The organism is Mesorhizobium sp. B2-4-1 (assembly GCF_006442185.1).
Lineage (GTDB): Bacteria > Pseudomonadota > Alphaproteobacteria > Rhizobiales > Rhizobiaceae > Mesorhizobium.
Window position 1 is genome coordinate 131,879 of the sequence record NZ_VFVN01000004.1, and the last position, 20,439, is coordinate 152,317.

General features: G+C 63.8%; 21 protein-coding genes. 11 read left to right on the plus strand and 10 right to left on the minus strand.

All coding sequences use genetic code 11. The features are described from left to right. Positions 1-27 precede the first annotated feature (27 nt). Positions 28-1,443 carry an ATP-binding protein gene (locus FJ949_RS12325; RefSeq protein WP_140496008.1) on the plus strand — a complete coding sequence of 472 codons (1,416 nt, stop codon included), beginning with the start codon at positions 28-30 and terminating at the stop codon, positions 1,441-1,443. Between the two features lie 248 nt (positions 1,444-1,691). Beyond that, positions 1,692-2,714: a glycosyltransferase family 1 protein gene (locus FJ949_RS12330; protein ID WP_140496009.1), complete on the plus strand. Its 1,023-nt coding sequence runs from the start codon at positions 1,692-1,694 to the stop codon at positions 2,712-2,714. Positions 2,715-2,727: 13 nt separating this feature from the next. On the opposite strand, the gene FJ949_RS12335 is transcribed toward FJ949_RS12330, so the two are convergent. The 3 genes from FJ949_RS12335 to FJ949_RS12345 form a co-directional block, all read right to left on the minus strand. Continuing rightward, the gene (locus tag FJ949_RS12335) at positions 2,728-3,087 is read right to left on the minus strand and encodes a tRNA-binding protein (protein ID WP_140496010.1); all 360 of its coding nucleotides are present in this window, start codon (positions 3,085-3,087) and stop codon (positions 2,728-2,730) included. A gap of 16 nt (positions 3,088-3,103) precedes the next feature. Then, positions 3,104-3,604, minus strand: coding sequence for a YbjN domain-containing protein (locus tag FJ949_RS12340; RefSeq protein ID WP_127855850.1), 501 nt, complete (start codon positions 3,602-3,604; stop codon positions 3,104-3,106). Positions 3,605-3,920: 316 nt separating this feature from the next. Further along, complete coding sequence (locus FJ949_RS12345) at positions 3,921-4,223, minus strand: accessory factor UbiK family protein (protein WP_140496011.1); 303 nt, start codon at positions 4,221-4,223, stop codon at positions 3,921-3,923. A gap of 214 nt (positions 4,224-4,437) precedes the next feature. Here FJ949_RS12345 and FJ949_RS12350 point away from each other — a divergent pair, with 214 nt between their 5' ends. The 7 genes from FJ949_RS12350 to FJ949_RS12380 all read left to right on the plus strand — a co-directional run bounded on the left by FJ949_RS12350 (position 4,438) and on the right by FJ949_RS12380 (position 10,914). Then, positions 4,438-4,677: a BrnA antitoxin family protein gene (locus tag FJ949_RS12350; RefSeq protein ID WP_031250360.1), complete on the plus strand. Its 240-nt coding sequence runs from the start codon at positions 4,438-4,440 to the stop codon at positions 4,675-4,677. 131 nt (positions 4,678-4,808) lie between these two features. Further along, positions 4,809-5,669 carry a prolipoprotein diacylglyceryl transferase gene (gene lgt, locus FJ949_RS12355; protein ID WP_140496012.1) on the plus strand — a complete coding sequence of 287 codons (861 nt, stop codon included), beginning with the start codon at positions 4,809-4,811 and terminating at the stop codon, positions 5,667-5,669. Next, positions 5,666-6,763 (plus strand): class I SAM-dependent methyltransferase, encoded by a 1,098-nt coding sequence (locus tag FJ949_RS12360; RefSeq protein ID WP_140496013.1) that lies wholly within the window; start codon positions 5,666-5,668, stop codon positions 6,761-6,763. Before lgt ends, FJ949_RS12360 begins: the two co-directional genes overlap by 4 nt. Positions 6,764-7,120: 357 nt before the next feature. Continuing rightward, positions 7,121-7,915, plus strand: a complete 795-nt coding sequence (pgeF, locus tag FJ949_RS12365) for a peptidoglycan editing factor PgeF (RefSeq protein WP_140496014.1) — start codon at positions 7,121-7,123, stop codon at positions 7,913-7,915. After that, the gene (locus FJ949_RS12370) at positions 7,915-9,066 is read left to right on the plus strand and encodes a Xaa-Pro peptidase family protein (protein ID WP_140496015.1); all 1,152 of its coding nucleotides are present in this window, start codon (positions 7,915-7,917) and stop codon (positions 9,064-9,066) included. The genes pgeF and FJ949_RS12370 overlap by 1 nt, the downstream gene beginning before the upstream one ends. A 43-nt stretch (positions 9,067-9,109) precedes the next feature. Next, positions 9,110-9,739, plus strand: coding sequence for a hypothetical protein (locus FJ949_RS12375; protein WP_140496016.1), 630 nt, complete (start codon positions 9,110-9,112; stop codon positions 9,737-9,739). A 239-nt stretch (positions 9,740-9,978) separates the two neighbouring features. Continuing rightward, the gene (locus FJ949_RS12380; protein ID WP_140496017.1) at positions 9,979-10,914 is read left to right on the plus strand and encodes a ribose-phosphate pyrophosphokinase; all 936 of its coding nucleotides are present in this window, start codon (positions 9,979-9,981) and stop codon (positions 10,912-10,914) included. A 117-nt stretch (positions 10,915-11,031) separates the two neighbouring features. Here the strand turns inward: FJ949_RS12380 and FJ949_RS12385 are convergent, their stop codons facing one another. Then, positions 11,032-11,901, minus strand: coding sequence for a helix-turn-helix transcriptional regulator (locus tag FJ949_RS12385; RefSeq protein ID WP_140496018.1), 870 nt, complete (start codon positions 11,899-11,901; stop codon positions 11,032-11,034). Positions 11,902-12,052: 151 nt separating this feature from the next. On the opposite strand from FJ949_RS12385, the gene FJ949_RS12390 reads away from it, so the two are divergent. After that, complete coding sequence (locus FJ949_RS12390) at positions 12,053-13,276, plus strand: MFS transporter (RefSeq protein ID WP_140666080.1); 1,224 nt, start codon at positions 12,053-12,055, stop codon at positions 13,274-13,276. Between the two features lie 40 nt (positions 13,277-13,316). Here FJ949_RS12390 and FJ949_RS12395 read toward each other — a convergent pair whose 3' ends face one another. From FJ949_RS12395 to msuE, 5 genes are read right to left on the minus strand one after another with little or no spacing between them, the layout of a single operon-like run. Further along, the gene (locus tag FJ949_RS12395; protein WP_140496020.1) at positions 13,317-14,075 is read right to left on the minus strand and encodes an ABC transporter ATP-binding protein; all 759 of its coding nucleotides are present in this window, start codon (positions 14,073-14,075) and stop codon (positions 13,317-13,319) included. A gap of 17 nt (positions 14,076-14,092) precedes the next feature. Continuing rightward, positions 14,093-15,091 carry an ABC transporter substrate-binding protein gene (locus FJ949_RS12400; protein ID WP_140496021.1) on the minus strand — a complete coding sequence of 333 codons (999 nt, stop codon included), beginning with the start codon at positions 15,089-15,091 and terminating at the stop codon, positions 14,093-14,095. A 47-nt stretch (positions 15,092-15,138) separates the two neighbouring features. Beyond that, positions 15,139-15,987, minus strand: a complete 849-nt coding sequence (locus tag FJ949_RS12405) for an ABC transporter permease (RefSeq protein WP_140496422.1) — start codon at positions 15,985-15,987, stop codon at positions 15,139-15,141. A gap of 24 nt (positions 15,988-16,011) precedes the next feature. Beyond that, complete coding sequence (locus tag FJ949_RS12410; RefSeq protein WP_140496022.1) at positions 16,012-17,370, minus strand: LLM class flavin-dependent oxidoreductase; 1,359 nt, start codon at positions 17,368-17,370, stop codon at positions 16,012-16,014. Positions 17,371-17,404: 34 nt separating this feature from the next. Next, entirely contained in the window at positions 17,405-17,962 is a 558-nt protein-coding gene (gene msuE, locus FJ949_RS12415) for an FMN reductase (RefSeq protein ID WP_140496023.1), read from the minus strand. A 91-nt stretch (positions 17,963-18,053) separates the two neighbouring features. On the opposite strand from msuE, the gene FJ949_RS30330 reads away from it, so the two are divergent. Beyond that, positions 18,054-18,206, plus strand: a complete 153-nt coding sequence (locus tag FJ949_RS30330; protein WP_181167704.1) for a hypothetical protein — start codon at positions 18,054-18,056, stop codon at positions 18,204-18,206. A gap of 197 nt (positions 18,207-18,403) precedes the next feature. On the opposite strand, the gene FJ949_RS12420 is transcribed toward FJ949_RS30330, so the two are convergent. Then, positions 18,404-20,374: an EAL domain-containing protein gene (locus FJ949_RS12420; RefSeq protein WP_140496424.1), complete on the minus strand. Its 1,971-nt coding sequence runs from the start codon at positions 20,372-20,374 to the stop codon at positions 18,404-18,406. Positions 20,375-20,439: the final 65 nt, after the last annotated feature.

A 20,439-nucleotide genomic window follows, 5' to 3' on the forward strand; every position in this document is an offset into this window, starting at 1 on the left:
GACGGCCACGGAGCGAGCGAAAGGTGAATGGCGACCACGGAACTGGAACAGCCGGAATCTGACGGCTTGAGCACCCGCTCCACACGGCTGCTCAAGAGGGGTCCGCGCGTCTGGAACCGGTTCTGGCGCCTCGTTTCGCTCTACATGCCCAAGCGCCTCTACGCGCGCTCGCTGATCATCGTCATCGCGCCGATGATCCTGCTGCAATCGGTGGTCGCTTTCGTCTTCATGGAGCGGCATTGGGCGACCGTGACGCAGCGCCTGTCGCAGGCGACCGTGCGCGACATCGCCGCCATCATCGACCTGATCGAGACCTATCCGCACGACGCCGACTACGCCAACATCATCCGCATCGCCCAGGACCGCATGCAGTTGAAGGTCGACCTCCTGCCGCCCGACCCGCTGCCGCCGCCCGGGCCGAAGCCGTTCTTCTCCATCCTCGACGACGTTCTCTCCGCCGAGATCACCCGCCAGATCAACCGGCCGTTCTGGATCGATACGGTCGGCAACTCCAACATCATCGAGGTCCGCGTCCAGCTCGAAGGCAAGGTGTTGCGCGTCTTCGTGCGCCGCAGCCAGGCCTATGCTTCGAACACGCACATCTTCCTGATCTGGATGGTCGGTACCTCGCTGGTGCTGCTGATGATCGCCATTCCCTTCCTGCGCAACCAGATCCGGCCGATCCTGACGCTGGCCGAAGCCGCCGAAAGCTTCGGCAAGGGCCGGCCGATGCCGCGTGATTTCCGCCCGCGCGGCGCGGAGGAGGTCCGCCGCGCCGGCTTTGCCTTCATCCAGATGCGCGAGCGCATCGAGCGCCAGATCGAACAGCGCACCGCCATGCTCACCGGCGTCAGCCATGACCTCAGAACCATCCTCACCCGCTTCAAGCTGCAGCTGGCGCTGGCGGGCGGCAAGGCCGAGACGAAGGCCGCGCTCAACCAGGACATCGACGACATGCAGTCAATGCTCGAAGGCTATCTTGCCTTCGCCCGCGGCGAGGCCTCGGAAGACACCGGGCGCTTCGATCTCGAAGCCTATTTCCAGAAGCTGAGCGAGGAAGCTCGGTTGCGCAAATGCAAATTGTCGACGACGCTTTCCGGCGATCCGACCGTGCATGTGCGGCCGAACGCCTTCGCCCGGCTGATGTCGAATGTCATCGGCAACGCCTTCCGCTACGCCAAGACGGTGGAGGTGGCCGCCAATCATGGCCGCGGCTCGCTCGTCGTCACCATCGACGATGACGGTCCAGGCATTCCGGCCGAAAAGCGCGAAGAGGTGTTCAAACCCTTCATGCGGCTCGACGAGGCCCGCAATCTCGATGCCAGCGGCACTGGCCTCGGCCTGTCGATCGCCCGCGACATCGCCCGCAGCCATGGCGGCGACATCACGCTCGACGTCAGCCCGCTCGGCGGCTTGCGCGCCGTGATCAAGGTTCCGGCCTGACAGGGATTCAATCGCGGGAAGCGGAAATCGTTTCCGGACGAGGTCATGTTCGGCCGATTTCATTGGCGCGTCATGAAACCATGCTGAAGAGCGCGCATGAAGCGCGCGACCTCACTTGATTCGAGCCCGCCGTCTGACTTCGATCCCGTACCCGCCCGGGTGTGCTGGAGCGAAGCGAGGGCAGCAGGCTGGTCGCCGTCCGGGCATCGGGCCGAGGCAACCGCCGACCTTTCGAGCAAAGGCCCGTCATGCGCATATTGATGGTCACCGACGCCTGGCGCCCACAGGTCAATGGCGTCGTCCACACGCTGGAGCGGCTCACCGAAACACTGAAATCGTTCGATGTCGCGGTGGATTTCCTGACGCCCAACATCTTTCGCACTTTGCCCTTGCCGACCTATCCCGATATCCGCCTGGCGTTGACCACGCCAGGTCATGTCGCGCGCCTGATCGAGGCCTACAAGGCAGACCACATCCACATCGTCACCGAAGGTCCGCTCGGCATCATGGCGCGGCGCTACTGCCGCAATGCCGGCCGGCCGTTTACCACCAGCTACCACACACGCTTTCCTGAATATCTCAGCGCCCGGCTGCCGGTGCCGGAAAGCTGGGCCTATCGCTGGCTGCGCGATTTCCACAATTCCGGCCAAGGCACGCTGGTCGCGACGCAGTCGCTGGCGGATGATCTTGCAGCGCGTGGCTTCAACAAGCTGAGGCCATGGACGCGCGGCGTCGACACCGATCATTTCCGGCCCGACAAGAGGAAGGATCTCGGCTTCCCCGGCCCGTTGTTCCTCTGTGTCGGCCGCGTCGCCATCGAGAAGAACCTCTCCGCCTTCCTCGATCTCGACCTGCCCGGCAGCAAGGTGATTGTCGGCGAGGGCCCGGAACTGGCGAAGCTCAAGGCGCGCTACCCCGCCGCGCATTTTCTTGGCCACCGCCCCAACGATGAACTGGCCGAAATCTACGCCTCGGCCGACGTTTTCGTCTTTCCGAGCCGCACCGACACTTTCGGCAACGTCATCATCGAAGCGCTGGCCAGCGGCACGCCGGTCGCCGCCTTTCCGGTCACGGGACCGATCGACATCGTCGGCGACGGCTTCGGCGGCGCGGTCTCCAACGACCTGCGCGCGGCATCGCTCGCCGCCCTCGATGTCGACCGCGCCCAGGCGCGAGAACGCGCTATGCGCTACAGCTGGAAAGCCTGCGCGGAAATGTTTCTCGATACGGTCCAGGAGGCGCTGGGCACGACGCGGAAGCTGGCCGCCTGACGCTCCCTCTCGGCTAAAACAGCCGCCCGCCGTCCGGCACCTTGCGCTCGATGGCGCCGAGCACCACGGCGCCCTCCTCGTCGGGAAAGCCGAGCGTCAGCACTTCCGACATGAATGGCCCGATCTGGCGCGGCGGAAAATTGACCACCGCGAACACCTGCCGGCCGATCAGCGTCTCGGGCGTATAATATTTGGTGATCTGCGCCGACGATTTCTTCACCCCGATCTCGGGGCCGAAATCGATCTTGAGCTTGAACGCCGGCTTGCGCGCCTGCGGAAACGGTTCGGCCTCGATGATCGTGCCGGCACGGATGTCGACACGATCGAAATCGGCGAAACTGATCTCGGGCTTGCGCTCGCTGCTTGAACTCATGTCGAAGGCATCTTGGTCAGGCGTTGCCGAAAGTCTCGAACAGCACCCCGGCCAGCGCGTCCTTGGCCGATGTGCCGGACCAGACGACGAACTGGAACGCCTGGAAGTAGCATTCGCAGGCCTCCAGCGCCGACGACAGCAGCACCTCCACCTGCTGGCTCGAAGGCTCGACCCCGCCGGCCAGAAGCAGCGACTGGCGGAACATGATCGCGCCTTCCTGCTCCCACAGGTCGAAATGGCCGAACAGCATCTGTTCGTTGATCAGCGACAACAGCCGCATCACTTCCAGCGCGCGCGCCTCCGGCACCTTGATGTCGAAGGCACAGGCCAGATGCAGCGCCTCGAAATCCTCCATCCACGAGAAGGAGACGTGATAGTCGGTCCAGCTTCCGGCGACCGAGATCGAGATTTCGTCGTCGCCGGCCCGTTCGAAGGACCAGTCATTGTTGTGGGCCACCTGCTCAATGACATCCACCGGATGGATTTCGCGGGAGAATTCGAGTTCGAGAAGTTCCATGGAATGCTTCCTGTGTTCAGGGGAGCGCCACACGCTCCGCGGGGCACACACGACGAACAATCTGATCTAGAACTCGGACGGCCAGGACTTCTCGACGCAAAGACCCCAGACCGGACCCCACCGCCCGGCGCATGACCCTGCTCCGAATCATGCAACAAATTCAGTCTATTGATCGGGAGTCGCGTGAACAGCCCAATTTTTCGCGCTGCGTCATTCGCATGTGGAAAGGCGCTGTCACACAGAGTCACGCAATGCCGGTAAGCGATTCACGGCAAAGCGCTTTTCAGGCTGGTGCTTTGTGGAAAAGTTTAACGAATTATTTTTTCGGCCTGGGCTTTGCGGAAGCCGCAGGTGTGGCCTGCCCGGTCAGTTCGGCAAGCCTGGCCTCAAGCGCCTCGATGCGGTCGGCAAGGCGAGCATTCTCTTCCCTGGCCTTGGCGGCCATCTCGCGCGCGGCCTCGAACTCCTCGCGCTGCACCACGTCCATCGAATTCAGGATGCGTTCGGCCTGTCCCTTGAAGGCGGTCTCCACCTCGCGCCGCACGCCCTGCGCGGCGCCCGCGGCATCGGTCATCAGCTTGGCGAATTCGTCGAGAATGCGGTTCGGTCCGGTCGACATGGCAAATCCTCGGTTGCTGAAATTGAGTTAGTAGTGCCGCGCGCCGAATGCAAGAACGTTGAGGGTTGCCGTTCCATCTGCGTTGCTGTGGCGCATGGCGGTGCCATTCCTGTAAGAAGCTCCCGGACGACGCCAGAGCTGTACTTGAGGGCGCAAGCTCGCCTATTGTGTTCTCGTCTCGTATTGCCTCAAGCACACTTCAGTCAGGTCACCAATGGCAACCCCTCCGCGCCGACCGACCAATCCGATGGCAGCCGCCGAAGCTGCCTTCAAACCGGTGAAGAAGCCGGCACCGCCAATTCGCGAAGCTTCGGCCGCGCCGAACGTCCGCGAGCTTGTTTCGATCCGGATCGACCGGGCCGTGCTCGATCATTTCCAGGAAGATGGCCCCGGCTGGCAGGACAGGATCAACGACGCGTTGCGGCAGTTGGTGGCCGCCAAGCCAAGGGATTGAGCTCACCGCCCGCACGGCGCGATGGGCCTGCAAGCGGTGATCCGATCCGATCTTTGACGCCGACCACCTTGCCTTGACCCCGCCAAAACCCTGCCGCATGGTCCGCGCCAAACGCAACCGAGAGCTCCCCGTTGAACGAATATTTCCTGCTGCCGCTGGCCTCGTTGCCCTTTCCCAACATCGACCCGGTGCTGATTCAGATCGGGCCGCTGGCGGTGCACTGGTACGGCGTCGGCTACATCGTCGGCATCCTGTTCGCCTGGTGGTACGCCAAGCGGCTCGCCGCCAATCCGAAACTCTGGCCCGACGGCATCCTGCCGATGAAGCCGGAGGACCTCGATGATTTCATCATCTGGGCGGCCATCGGCGTCGTGCTGGGCGGGCGCACCGGCTACGTGCTGTTCTATGACCTGCCGCGCTATATCGCGCATCCGCTCGACATCTTCGCCGTCTGGCAGGGCGGCATGTCGTTCCATGGCGGCCTGCTCGGAGTCATCCTCGCCATGACGCTGTTTTCGATCAAGCGCGGCATCCGCACCTGGTCGCTGTTCGACGTCGTGGCCGCTGGCGTGCCGGTCGGTCTTGGCCTCGTGCGCGTCGCCAACTTCATCAACTCCGAGCTCTGGGGCCGGCCAACCGACGTGCCATGGGCGATCGAGTTTCCCAATGGCGGGCCGTTTACCCGCCATCCGAGCCAGCTTTACGAGGCCCTGCTTGAAGGCCTGGTGCTCTTTCTCGTGCTGCGCTTCCTCACCCATTCGCGCCTCAAGCTGAAGACGCCGCGCTTCGTCGGCGGCGCCTTCATCTGCGGCTATGGCCTGTCGCGCATAGCAGTCGAATTCTTCCGCGAGCCCGACCAGCAGCTCGGCTATCTCCTTGGCACCAACTGGCTTACCATGGGCATGATCCTGTCCTCGCCGATGGTGCTGGCCGGCATTTGGGCGATGACGACAGCCAAGCCGGTGCCACAGTCACGGCCGCAGGCGACATGACGCGGCTGAAGGCACGCATCGTCGATCTGATCGAGGCGACGGGGCCGATCCCCGTCAACGAATACATGGCATTGTGCCTGTTCGATCCCGAGGCGGGCTACTACACCACGCGCGAACCGTTCGGCGCCGCCGGCGATTTTATCACCGCGCCGGAGATCAGCCAGATGTTCGGCGAGCTCGTCGCCGTCTGGCTCTACCAGGCCTGGCTGGCGGTCGGCCGGCCGACGCCGGTCACCATCGCCGAGATCGGCCCCGGCCGCGGCACGCTGATGAAGGACATGCTTCGCACCCTGTCACGGCTCGAACCGGCACTGGCCAACGACGCTGCCTTCGCCATGATTGAGACCAGCCCTCGCCTGACCGAGGTGCAGAAACAGACGCTCGGCGCCACACCGTTCTCGATTCGCTGGCACGAGACCATCGACACGCTGCCGCCACAGCCGCTTTTCATCGTCGGCAACGAATTGTTCGACGCCATCCCCATCCGCCAGTTCGTCCGCACCGGCACCGGCTGGCGCGAGCGCGTGATCGGCCTCGACGGCGCTGACAATCTTTGCTTCTTCGCCGGCGCCGGCTCGCTCGACCCGACGCTGCTGCCCGCCGATGCCGGCGAGGCGCCGCAAGGCGCGATCGTCGAAGTGGCGCCGGCGCGCAGCGCCCTGATGGCGACCATCGCCGAGCGCATAGCGGCTCACGGCGGCTCCGGCCTGTTTGTCGACTATGGCCATCTGCGGCCGGGTGTCGGCGACACGTTGCAGGCCTTGCGTCGTCATGATCACGAAGATGTGCTGGCCAATCCCGGCGAAGCCGATCTCACCTCCCATGTCGATTTCGCCGCCCTTGCCGGGGTGGTGCGCGCGCATGGTCTCGACGCCCATCTGTCGACGCAGGGCGATTTCCTGCTCGGCCTGGGCATTCTGGAGCGCGCCGGCCGGCTTGGCGCCGATGCCAGCCAGGCGGCACGCGACAAGATCGCCGGCGATGTCGAACGCCTCGCCGGGCCGCAGGCCATGGGCGACCTGTTCAAGGTGCTTGCCATAGTGCCGCGCGGCGTTGCCGTTCGCCCCTTTGCCCAGGCTCCGAGCTCGGATTGACAAGGCGTGACGACGGCCAGTCCAGTTGTGTCGGTAGCTTTTCATGGCCGGCAACTTCTCATGATAGGAATTTTTTCTTGACAGGGTGAAGGCAACTATGGTAGATATTTGGTTATGGTGCTGAGTTGCGCCAGGGACCCGCCGCACAGGCGGGTTTTTCCGTTCAATGCTCCCTCACCGCACAGCGGCGAAGGAACCGTTACCCCGGATTCGTTGCGTTGCCCCTTCGCAACGCCGGATTGACTTTTCATCGTCACCCCTCCCAATCTCCCGCCCGGTAAAAGAGCGGCTGAACGCCGGTCGTCTCGCTTCGGACTTTTTCTTGACGAAACCGCCCACACGGACAACAACGCCCACATGCTGAATCAGACCAAACTGGATCCCGTGCGGTCGCCGCTGCTGGACCTGGCGCAGGCACAAGGCATCCGCCACGGTTATTTCACCCGCGTCGGCGGCGTCTCGACCGGCATCTATCAGGGCCTCAACATCGGCACCGGCTCGGATGACGACCAGGCGCTGGTCGCCGAGAACCGCCGCCGTGTCGCCGCCTGGATGGGCGTGCCGGCGGACCATCTCCTGACCGCCTGGCAAATCCATTCGCCTGATGTCGTCGTCGCCAGGGGACCCTTTGCAGGCGAGCGTCCCAAGGCCGACGCCATCGTCACCGACCGGCCGGGCATCGCCATCGGCGCCTCGACCGCCGATTGCGGCCCTGTGCTGTTCGCGGATGCCGCGGCGCGTATCATCGGCGCGGCGCATGCCGGCTGGAAAGGCGCCTTCACGGGGGTGCTCGAGAACACCATTGCCGCCATGGAAAGTCTCGGCGCCAGGCGTGAAAACATCGTCGCCGTGCTCGGCCCCTCGATCGGCCCGGAAAACTACGAGGTCGGGCCTGAATTCGTCGCCCGCTTCGTCGAGGCCGATGGCGAAAATGACAGATATTTCGCGCCTTCGGCGAATCCCGGTCATTCGATGTTCGACCTCAACCGCTACACGGTGGACCGGCTCGACAGGGCGGGTGTGACCGCGCAAGGTCTCGGCCGCTGCACCTATGCCGAGGAAGATCTGTTTTACTCCTACCGGCGCACGACGCACCGCAAGGAACCCGATTACGGCCGGCAGATATCGGCAATCGTTTTGGAGAGTGAATAATGGCGCTGCATTTTGAACGATCCGAATTCGACGCGCGCCGCGACCGGCTGGTGATCGAGATGGCCGAGAAGAAGCTCGACGCCATCCTGCTCTTCGCGCAGGAAAGCATGTATTGGCTGACCGGCTACGACACGTTCGGTTTCTGCTTCTTCCAGTGCCTGGTGGTGAAAGCCGACGGGTCCATGGTGTTGCTGACCCGCTCGGCCGACCTGCGTCAGGCGCGCCACACCTCAATCATCGACAACATCGTGCTGTGGACCGATCGCGATTGCGCCAATCCGGCCGTCGACCTGCGCAATCTGCTGAACGAGCTCGACCTGCTCGGCGCCCGCATCGGGGTCGAATACGACACTCATGGGCTGACCGCCTATAATGGCCGCCGCCTCGACGAGCAGCTGCAGACCTTCGGCCAGATCGCCGATGCATCCGGCATCGTCGGCCGGCTGCGCCTGTTCAAGAGCCCGGCCGAGATCGCCAAGGCCGAGAAGGCGGCGAACCTGGCCGACGACGCGCTGGATGCGGCCTTGCCGCTGATCAAGCAGGGCGGTGACGAGGCGCTGATCCTTGCCGCCATGCAAGGCGCGATCTTTGCCGGTGGCGGCGACTATCCGGCCAACGAATTCATCATCGGCTCCGGCGTCGACGCGCTGCTGTGCCGCTACAAGGCCGGTCGCCGCAAGCTCACCAAGAACGACCAGTTGACGCTCGAATGGGCGGGAGTCTTTCATCACTATCATGCGCCGATGATGCGCACGGTGCTGACCGGCAAGGCCTCGAAGCGTCACCAGGACTTGTTCGACGCGGCCCGTGCCGCGCTGCTGGCGGTCGAGAAGGCGATGACGCCGGGCAACAGTTTCGGCGATGTGTTCGACGCGCATGCCCGTGTCATGGAGGCACGTGGACTGACCAAGCATCGGCTGAATGCCTGCGGCTACTCGGTCGGCGCCCGCTTCACCCCGTCCTGGATGGACATGCCGATGTTCTACCAGGGCAATCCCGAGCCGATCGCGCCGAACATGACGTTGTTCGCCCACATGATCATCATGGATTCCGAAACCGAGACGGCGATGACGCTTGGCCGCACCTATCTCACGACCGAATCACAGCCGAAGCCGCTTTCCCGCCATGATCTCGACTTGATCGTACAGTGAATCCACGATGGGAGGCGTTCTTCGCCAAGGAGTTAGAAGGCAAATGAGACGATCGCAGCTGACGACCGTGTCATTGCTCGTGGTCCTGGCGCTCGCCGCCTGCACCAACGCAAAAGACGTCCTCGAACCCTCCGCCATCACCCCGCCCACGGCCGCGGCGCCGGCCACGCCGGCAGCCCAGGGCAGCGCCGCCACCCCGGCGCCCGCTGGCCCTGCCACGACCACGGCGGGCGCTCCAGCAACGACCACGACGTCAGCCACGCCCGCACAGACCGCCGCAATCCTTGCCAGGACGCGCCTGCAGATCGCGCCGATCGTCGGCGCTTCGGTGGAAGCGGCGACGCCGCTGACGGCGGAGTTGCAGACGCGCGCTAGGCAGCGCGGCATCACGCTGGCCGGCAGCGCCGACCAGACCGCGACCCATGTGCTCAAAGGCTATTTCTCGGTGATCTCCGAAGGCAAGGACACCACCGTCATCTATGTGTGGGACGTCTACGATCCCTCGGGCAACCGCCTGCATCGCATCAACGGCCAGCAGAAGGCGGCTTCGGCCAGTTCCGGCGCCAGCGGGGGCGGCGACAGCTGGAAAGCGGTGGCGCCAGCCACCATGCAGGCGATCGCCGACCAGACCATCGACCAGTTCGCGGCATGGCTCGGCGGCAAGGCGGGCTAGACCATCGGACCCGAATGGAAACGGCCGCGGGGAAATCCCATGCTCGAACAAGGGGAAGGAGCAGCGGCGGCGGGTCAGCTGCCCAGTGTTGCCCATACGCGATGGCGCGAACATTTCCCAGGATTAGCCGGCGGATTTCCAATCACGGTGCTTGCAATAGCCGCGCGGGCCGCTAAAAGCCCGGTTAAAGGGCGTAGGCGAGTCTGTTGGGGCTCTCCATCCTCCACCAGGAACGGTGCATGAAACTCTTCGCGGGCAATTCCAACAGGGTGCTGGCCGAGGCGGTCGCCCGCTATCTCAACATCCCGCTGGGCAAGGCCAGCGTCAGGCGCTTCGCCGACCAGGAAATCTTCGTCGAGATCCAGGAAAACGTGCGCGGCGAGGATGTCTTCATCCTGCAGTCGACTTCCTTTCCGACCAACGATCACCTGATGGAACTGCTCATCATGATCGACGCCTTCATGCGCTCGTCGGCCAAGCGCATCACGGCGGTGATCCCCTATTTCGGCTATGCCAGGCAGGACCGCCGCGCCTCCGGCCGCACGCCGATCTCGGCCAAGCTGGTCGCCAACATGATCACCCGCGCCGGGGTCGACCGCGTGCTCACGCTCGACCTCCACGCCGGCCAGATCCAGGGCTTCTTCGATATTCCGACCGACAATCTGTTCTCGGTGCCGGTCATGGCCCGCGATGTGAAGGCGAAATACAAGCAGCTCGGCAACGTCGTCGTGGTGTCGCCCGACATTGGTGGCGTGGTGCGTGCACGCGCGCTGGCCAAGCGCTTCGACGCACAGCTCGCCATCGTCGACAAACGCCGCGAGCGTCCCGGCGAATCGGAGGTCATGAACATCATCGGCGCGGTCGCCGGCAAGGACTGCCTGCTGATCGACGACATCGTCGATTCCGGCGGCACGCTGTGCAACGCCGCCGATGCGCTGCTGGCCAACGGCGCCACCAGCGTCACCGCCTATATCACTCATGGTGTGCTGTCGGGCGGCGCGGTCACCCGCATCAGTGGCTCCAAGCTGCAGGAACTGGTGATCACCGATTCCATCCAGCCGACCCAGGGCGTGCTCGACGCCCCCAATATCCGCGTCATCTCGATCGCCGACCTGATGGGCGAAGCCATCTCGCGCACGGCAACCGAGGAATCGGTGTCGAGCCTGTTCGACTAATTGTCGATCCCGGCGGGCGCGTAGCGCAGCAAAACCGATTACAACGTGCAATCAGTGCTCCTGCAAATGGACCTTAGACCGAAGGTTGGCGCATCAGCTTGATGCCATCGGCATGCCTCAAGCGGCGATCGGACCGCCTATGCGCCGCGGGTTTTCGCCGGCATCTCGCGCACCGCGCATATAGCCGCGCGGCGAGGCGCCCAGCATGCGCTTGAACATGGTGATGAAGGCCGGCACGCTGTCATAGCCGAGATCGAGCGCCACCCGGGTGATCGGCTCCCCATCGGCGAGCCTCGGCAGCGCCGCGAACAGGCATGCTTGCTGGCGCCATGTCGACAGCGACAGTCCGGTCTGGCGATGAAAGGCGCGCGTGAAGGAGCGTCGGCTCATGCCGGCGGCGTCCGCCCACTCGTCGATCGTCGCGCGCGGCGACGGTGCCGCCACGAAACGCCGGCACAGCGCCGCCAGCCTGGGATCGGAGGGGAACGGCAGGCCAAGCGGCCGCTCCGGCAAAGTCGGAATTTCGTGCAGCAGGAGATTCATGATCAGCCCGCCACGCCCTTCCAGCACGCCGCCTTGCGGCAGTTTTTCCGATTCAACGATCAGGCTGTGCATCAGGTCGGTGACGCCGACGACGCGCAAGCCTTCCGGCAGTCCGGGGATCGCTCCCGGCATGACATAGACCGAGCGCATCGAGACATCGCCCAGCATCTCGACGGAATGCTCGGTGCCCGCGGGGATCCACATGGCGTGATCGGGCGGCACCATCCAGCGCCCGTGCCGCGTCGTCACCAGCACGACGCCGACCAGCGCATGCAGCAACTGGCTGCGGCTGTGGCGGTGCCGCGGCACATGGTAGCCGTCGGGATATTCGGTCGGCAACGCCACCGCCGGCCCGGCCACTTGCTCCAGCCATAGCCAGCGACGCTCGTGCAACTGCTCGAGGTCGGCATTGCCAGCGTGAAAAATTTCCCTGCCATGCGGCATAAGCTATGGCCCACTTGCGAAACTATTGGACCAAACCACGAAAGAAGTCGTCCCGCAAGCGGCCTATAAGCCATCCGTTCCCAAGGCGGCCGCAGGAGCGTCCGCCAGCTTGCCCGCGGGTATGCCCGCCAAAAAGACTACGGAGCCTGCCTTGACCGATACGACAGCCGTCGCCCCTCCCGCGACCGCCAGCCATGCTTCAGCCCAGGCGACGGCCTTCACCGTCATCCTGGCGGTGAGTTTTTGCCATTGCATCAACGACATCATGCAGTCGCTGCTATCGGCCATCTATCCCCTGTTGAAGGAGAATTACGGCCTCGATTTCTGGCAGATCGGCCTTCTGACCTTCACCTTCCAGGTGACTGCGTCGTTGCTGCAGCCGGTGATCGGCATGATCACCGACAAGCGGCCAATGCCCTATTCCCTGCCCTACGGCATGGCCTCTTCGCTGATCGGCCTGATCGTGCTTGCCTATGCCGGCCACTACACGCTGCTCCTGATCGGCGCTTCGCTGATCGGCATCGGCTCGGCGATCTTCCATCCGGAATCCTCGCGCATCGCCCGCTTCGCCTCAGGCGGCCGCTTCGGCCTGGCGCAGTCGCTGTTCCAGGTCGGTGGCAATTTCGGCCAGTCCATGGGACCGCTGCTGGCGGCATTTATCGTCGTGCCTTTCGGCCAGACCAGCATTTCATGGTTCGCCGTCGGCTCGCTTATCGGCATCGTCGTGTTGTGGCAGGTCGGCGGGTGGTACAGCCGCTTGCGCGCCACACAGGCGAACCGCAAGACGTCCAGTTTCGTCTCGCCCTTCCCGCGCCGCAAGGTGATGGGGGCCCTGGCCGTGCTGACGCTGCTGGTGCTGACCAAGAACGCCTACATCGCCAGCCTATCCAGCTACTACACCTTCTACGCCATCCATAAGTTCGGCGTTTCGGTGCAGATGTCGCAGGTCATGCTGTTCCTGTTCCTCGGCGCCTCGGCGCTGGGCATCCTGCTCGGCGGTCCGTTCGGCGACCGCTACGGACAGAAGGCGATGATCTGGTTTTCCATCGTCGGCGTGCTGCCCTTCACGCTGGCGCTGCCTTACGCCAACATGGAATGGACGATGGTGCTGACGGTGCTGATCGGCCTGATCCTGTCGTCGGCCTTCTCCAACATCGTCGTCTTTGCGCAGGAACTGGTGCCGGGCCGCGTCGGCATGATCGCCGGCATCTTCTTCGGCTTCGCCTTCGGCGTCGGCGGTATCGCCGCCGCCGTGCTCGGTATCGTCGCTGACATGAAGGGCATCGACTTCGTCTTCCAGATCTGTTCGTATTTGCCGTTCCTGGGCCTGTTGACGGTGTTCCTGCCCAATATGAAGGAAGCACGGAAGGCCTAACCTGGGAAAGCGCCTCGACACGTGCGAGCGCGTCGAGGCCTCAGTGCAGGCCGAATTCGCGCAGCAACTCCTCACGGTGGCGCACGAAGCGGCTTTCGCTGCGATCACGGGGGCGCGGCAGGTCGACGGTGATCAGACGCGCCGCGCCGCCTTTCTCCTTGGGCAGGATCAGCACTCTGTCGGCGAGATAGATCGCCTCCTCCAGATCGTGGGTGACCATGACCATGGTGACGTTTTCCTCGCTCCAGATGCGCGCCAGTTCCTCCTGCATGGAGATCTTGGTCATGGCGTCGAGGGCGCCGAGCGGCTCATCGAGCAGCAGAATTTCGGGCTGCACCGTCAGCGCCCGGGCGATGCCGACGCGTTGCGCCATGCCGCCCGAAAGCTGCCGCGGGTAGGCATCGCTGAACTCGGCAAGACCGACCAGCGCTATGTAGAAGCGCGCCCTCCGCTCGGCCTGCACCTTGGGCACGCCGCGAACTTCGAGGCCGAAGGCGACGTTGCCAAGCACGCTCAGCCAGGGCAGCAAGCGCGGTTCCTGGAAGATCACCGCCCGCTCCGCGCCGACGCCTTTTATTTGCTTGCCATCGATCGCAACGGCGCCTTCGTCGGCGGTTTCCAACCCGGCAAGGATGCGCAGCAATGTCGTCTTGCCCGATCCGCTGGCGCCGACAATGACCAGACACTCGCCGGAGCGGATGTCGAGATTGAGCGAACGCAGCACGGCGAGCGAGCGCCCGCCGAGTGCAAAGGACTTCGACAGGTCGCGGATCGTGACCTCGCCGCGTGCTGTGGCCATGCTGGGTGCCTCCTTGCTCAATTGGTCTTGCTTTCGCCTGGCCGGTAGAGGATGTCGGCAGCCTTGAGTTTGCCTCTCGGCAGGCGGCCGTCGCGCTCGAGCACAGCCACCCAGAAGTCGATGTCGCGGTCGGTCGCCACCGCCTTTTCGCGCAGACCGAAACCCGTCCAGTAGCGCGCCAGTTCGCCGTTCTCGCCGCGTTTGTCGAGGATTTCGGCCAGCACCTTGCGGGCCTCGTCGGGATTCTGCCGCGACCAGTCGGCCGCACGCGCGGACTGTTCGACGAAGTTCTTGGCGGCGTCGCGATTGGCGGCGATGAAATCCCGCCGCAGCACGATGAAGCCGCCCGCGATCTCGCCCAGCACGTCGGCGTCGTTGAACACGCCGCGCACACCGCCATTGGCCACCAGGGCACCGGCGAAAGTCGCCTGCCAGTAGCCGAGCCCGGCGACATCGACCTGATGCGAGCGCAACGTCTGCTCGAGTTGCGGCCCGGGCACCACGACGAGCTTGGCGGCGTCCGGCGGCAGGCCGACGCTGTGCAGCGCTTCACGCACCGCGTAGTCGAGATGGGCGCCGAGCGTGTTGACCGAGATCGTCTTGCCGGCGACGTCCGCGATCGACCTGATCGGGCTGTCCTCCAGCACATAGAAAACACTTTTGACCTGGCTGTTGATGCCGTTGCTCGGATAGGCGGCGACGAAGTCGTTGCCGCCGGCGATCGAGTTGATCACGGCCGGCGTGGCGGCCGAACCCAGGTCGACGCTGCCGGAGGCGAGCGCAAACAGCGATTCCGGGCCGCCGCCGGCATAGCCGACATTCTCGAGCTCGATGCCGAGGCCCTTGAAGTAGCCGAGTTGGTCGGCAAGCTCATGCGGCGAGATGCTGCCGCGGCTGGCGAGATAGCGTATCTTGACGGAAGCGGCCTGCGAGCGCGCGATCGATGGTAGCCCGACGGCGATGATGCCGGCGGCAAGAGGGGCGCGCAGAAGCAGCGAGCGGCGTGTGATGGTCATGATCCGGCCTTTCACTTTTCAAAAATGACGATGATGGGGGCGGCTGTTCAGCCGGCGGAACTGCTCCAGCGGCAAAGCCGCCGCTGCAGGCTGACCAGCACCTGGTTCGCGATCAGGCCGAGCGCGGCCAGGATGACGATCGACGCGAACATCAGCGGGATCTGGAAATTGTACTGCGCGTTCATCACCTGGAAGCCGATGCCTTTGTTGGCGCCGATCATTTCCGAGGCAATCAGCAGCAGCAGCGCGGTGGTCGCGCCGAGCCTCAACCCGACGAAGATCGAAGGCACGGCGCCCGGCAGCACGACGCGCCGGAATATGGTCAGCCGCCGGGCGCCGTAGACGCGCGCCATTTCGAGCAGCTTCGGATCGACCTCCTTGACGCCGCTGATCGTGTTGAGCAGCAGCGGAAACAGCGTCGCCCAGAAGATGACGAACACTTTGGAGGCCTCACCCAGACCCAGGAGCAGGATGAAGACGGGGTAGAGCGCCAGTGCCGAGGTCTGCCGGAACAGTTGCAGGATCGGATCGAGCGCCGTCTCGACGCTGCGGGTCTGACCCATGACGAGGCCGAGCGGGATGGCGACCGTAGCCGCCGCGGCGAAGGCGAGGCCGGCGCGCTGCAGGCTGATGGCGATGTCGCCGAGCAGGCTGCCCCCGGCGAGGCCCTTCCAGAGCGCTACGACGATCATGTCGATCGGCGGCAATACCGCGGCATTGACCCAGCCGCCACTCGCCGCCGCCTGCCAGAGCGCCAGGAACCCCAAAAGCACGCCATAGCGCGACAGCAGACGCGTGAGGGTTCGGCCAGCCAGGCTCAGAATATCGGCGCCGAGCCCGTTGCCGTTTTCATGCGCGCCGATGCCGGTCGGCCGTTCAATGTGCTGCAAAGTCATCCTCATGCCTTTCGCTTCAACGCATCATTCGGCGGCGAGCACGGTCGAACGGGCAACCGTCCAGGGGTTCTGCGGCCGCTTGAGGCCAAGATTCTCGCGCAGCGTCCTGCCCTCGTAAGCAGTACGAAACAGGCCGCGCCGCTGTAATTCGGGGACCACCAGGTCGACGAAATCGTCCAGCGCGCCGGGCAGCCATGGCGGCAGGATGTTGAACCCGTCGGCGGCTTCGTTGCTGAACCATTCCTCCAGTTGGTCCGCGACCTGGGTGGCGCTGCCGATCACGGTGTAGTGGCCTCGTGCGGTCGCGACCCATTGATAGAGCTGGCGGATGGAGAAGTTGTGCTCGTCGGCGATCTGGCGGATCAGCGCCTGGCGGCTCTTCATGCCTTCGGTTTCGCGGCTCGGCGGCAGCGGTCCGTCGAGCGGATAGCCCCTGAGATCGAGCGTTTGTCCGGCAAGCCCGTTGAGCAGTGCGACGCCGTCCTCGGGCAGGATCAGGTCGTTCAATTGCTGATACTTGGTTCGCGCCTCTTCTTCGGTGCGGCCGACAAAGGGCGCCACGCCGGGCATGATCAGCACCTGTTCGGGATCTCGGCCGGCCGCCGCCACGCGGGCCTTGATGTCGCGATAGAATTCCTGCGCGGAGGCAAGGTTCTGATGCGCGGTGAAGATGACCTCGGCCGAGGCCGCCGCGAGCTTGCGCCCATCCTCGGACTGGCCCGCCTGCACGACCACGGGGTGGCCCTGCACCGGGCGGGGCACATTGAGCGGCCCTTTGACACTGAAATGCTCACCCTTGTGGTCGATGTCGTGAAGCTTGTCCTTGTCGTAGAAGCGGCCCGTTTTCTTGTCGCGGATAAAGGCGTCGTCCTCCCAGCTGTCCCACAGCGCCTTGACCGTCTCGACATGCTCATGCGCTCGTGCGTAGCGCTCGGCATGGTTGGGCTGGATGTCGCGGTTGAAGTTGCGCGCCGTGTCGTCGCCCGCCGAGGTGACGACGTTCCAGCCGGCCCGGCCATTCGACAAGAGGTCGAGCGAGGCGAATTTTCGGGCAAGCGTGTAGGGCTCCTCATAGGTGGTCGATGCCGTGGCGATGAATCCGAGATGCGTCGTCAGCGGCGCCAGCGCCGCAAACAACGTCACCGGTTCGAAGCCCGCGATCTTGGCGTTGCCGCCTTCGCGGGCGCCAAGCCCGACCGTCAGGTTGTCGGCGAGGAAATAGGCATCGAACAGGCCGCGTTCGGCAGTCAGCGCGAGCTGCTTGTGAAACTCGAAATTGGTCGCGCCGTCGGCCGGAGCGTCGGGATGGCGCCACGCGGCGACATGCTGGCCGCCACCGGGTAGAAAGGCGCCGAGCTTGATCTGTCTTGATTTGATGGTCATGGCTGGGTCCCTCTGTTCGAAAACCATTTGGAGTTCAGGCGGCGAGGCCGACGCTGCGTGCCGACCCGACGACGCGGGAAACCTCGGCAACCGCCTGCCGGGCGCGGGCATGGATGGCCTCCGACACCAGGACGCCGTCGGCGAAATCCCTGTCCGATGCGTAGATCGCGGTCGGCACGGTCAGCGCCTCGAAAAAACCGAACAGCGGCCGCAGCTGATGTTCGACGATCAGCGAGTGGCGTTCGCCGCCGCCCGTCGCGGCAAGGATGACCGGTTTTCCGCGCAGCGACGACGGATCGAGCAGATCGAACAAATGCTTGAAGAGCCCGGTATAGCTGCCTTTGAAGGTCGGCGACCCCGCGACCAGCACGTCGGCGCCGACCAGTTGTTCGATGATGGCGCGGGCCGCCGGATCGAGATCGCCGAGGCGCCTTGCCGCCGGCAGCGACGGACCGAGATTTTCAATGTCGTATATAGCCGAGGTCGCCCCGATGCGGTTCGCCGCCTCGCCGGCGATATGGCTGATAAAGGCCTTGGTCTTCGATGGGCGGGTCAGGTTGCCGGATATTCCCACCACCAGCTTGTTCGTCATCGGGCTCTCCTCGCGGTCCTTATTCATTAAGACTACCGATTTTGTAGAATTAAATGAGCGAGAAGATTTCAAAACTGGCGGAATAGGGAGATTGAGTTTGCGCCGCGGCGCCCTTCAGTGGTTCGGCAGATGCGCGGTTTCGGCCAAGGGCGTCGCCATTCTCGGACGCCAGGCCGACGAGCGACAGATACAGGTCGACCCGACCGCCGCCGCAAGCTGCCCGTCCACTGCAACGCCCGAATGAGACCCCGACCGAACGCTCGGGCATGACGCTGGCCGAACTCGATGCCTGAACCGAGAGATCCAGGCGCTGTGCGCGGCGTTGACGAGCGATCGTTGGCCACACCCGCGCCTGGCAGCCGTTCCGACGGTGAATTGTGCGGGGCGAGGATCAAATCGACGACCCGCCGTGCGGGTCGGCGGGACCTGAGCCAAGACTGATCAGGCGGATTTCAGCACGGTGAATGGGCGCTTGACGGTCCGTTTAACCTGGAAACTCCCGGCCGGAGCGGGACGGCCGACATGAAAACCCTGGACCTTGTCGATGCCGAATTCGCGCATGAGAGCCATCTGCTCGTCCGTTTCCACCCCTTCGACCAGGATTTTGTGGCCGCGGTTTCGGACCAGGGCGACAATGTCCTGGAGCATTGCCTTGCCGTTCGGGGTGGCGCAGTCGTGAAGGAAGGAGCGGTCGATCTTCACCGTATCGAAATCGATCAGGCGAAGCCACGAGAGGCCAGCGAAGCCGGTGCCGAAATCATCAAGCCAGATCTTGATCCCCAGCAGCTTCAGGTCGCTGATGCAGCGAAGAATGTCCGAGTGCATCTCCATCTCCAGCCCCTCGGTGATCTCGAAGGCCAGCCTGTTGCCGGTTACGCCGGTCTCGCCCAGGATGGTCGCGACCGACGCCGCGAAGCCGGGGGTCTTGAGCTGAATCGGAGAGACGTTGACGCTGACGACGCGCACATGATCGTGCGCCAGGAGCTCGGCGCAAACAGTCCTGATGGCCCAGCGCCCGAGTTCCAGGATGGCGCCGGTTCGCTCCGCTACGGGAATGAACAGGCTCGGCGGAACCGATGTGCCGTCCAGCATTTTGAGGCGCATCAGGGCCTCCACCGCTTCAACCCGGTCCGTCGCGACATCCTGGATAGGTTGATAAACGAGTGAAACGAGATCCTGGCCGATCGCGATCTTCAGCAAAGCCGCAATGTTCTCGCTCTCGTCGCTGCTCTGGGGATCGGTTGGGTCGAACAGCCGGGCACAGTTTCGACCGCCTGCCTTTGCCAGATAGAGTGCGCGATCGGCCTCGTGGATGATCTTCTCCAGCTTGGCACCGGTCTGCGTCCTGGTGAATGCAGCGCCAACGCTTACCGTCACAACCGAGATACCGTCGCGCCGCAATTCGTGGGTAAGCGCCAGGTTCTCGACGGTGCGGCAAATGGCTTCCGCGATATCTATGATCTGATCCTTGTTCTCCATGCGGGCCAGGACGATGAATTCTTCACCGCCGTAGCGGCCGATCGAGCCATTGTATTCCCTGATCATATCCCGGAGGGCATTGGCGACATGGATAAGGCAACGGTCGCCTTCCTGGTGGCCGTAGCAGTCATTGAACTTCTTGAAGAAGTCCACGTCGATGAGCATCGCCACGAAACTGGTACCGACCCTTTGCCACTCCCCCCAGTAGTCCCTGAGCTTTTCATCGATCGCCCGTCGATTCTCCAGACCCGTAAGCGGATCGGTCCGCGACAGCCGCAGCAGGGCCTTGCCGCGTTCGGTGGCTTCCTTGTGCTGGATTTTGGCTTCCAGCGCGTTCAGGAAGACGTTGTAGCGCTCCTCGTTCAGCTTCCAGTTCACATAGGACGTGAATGTGAAACACGAAACGTAGAAGGCGCCAAATACCATCTTGTATGTTACCGTGGCGGGCACAAAATAATTCACGGCATACAAGACACACATGATGATGGTTGATGTCACGATCGATAGATTGAAACTGAATGTGAAGAATAGATTTGCACTCATCATGAAGATGGTGCCGAATACCATATAGTAGGCGACGCCTTCCTTGTCCGCGCTCATAAAGGCCGGGAACAACCAGCCGATATAGCCGAAAATGATGGCCCCGGCGCAAGTCACGTCGAGCCATTCCGTGGCCACTCCCCGGCGAAGTTGCGCCTCCAGGATCGACAGTGCGGTCACGCCGACGGCGAAGCGCGCCATGATCGTATAGGCCGCCACGTCCGGGATCAGCAGCAGATCCGTTGCCGAAAACAGGAGATAGATGGCCACGGCGATCCAAAGCCCAGGCCGGGCTTCCAGTCTTCGCTTCGCCTGGGCTTCCCTTCGGTAAAGGACGCGGAGCTCGTCGGGCCCCGGCTCGTAGCGGGCTTCGTACGGCTCTACATGCGCCATGTCGGCCAGTCTGGATGACACGCGTTCGCTCTCGACAAATCCTGGTTGAAGGGGATTTTGCGTTC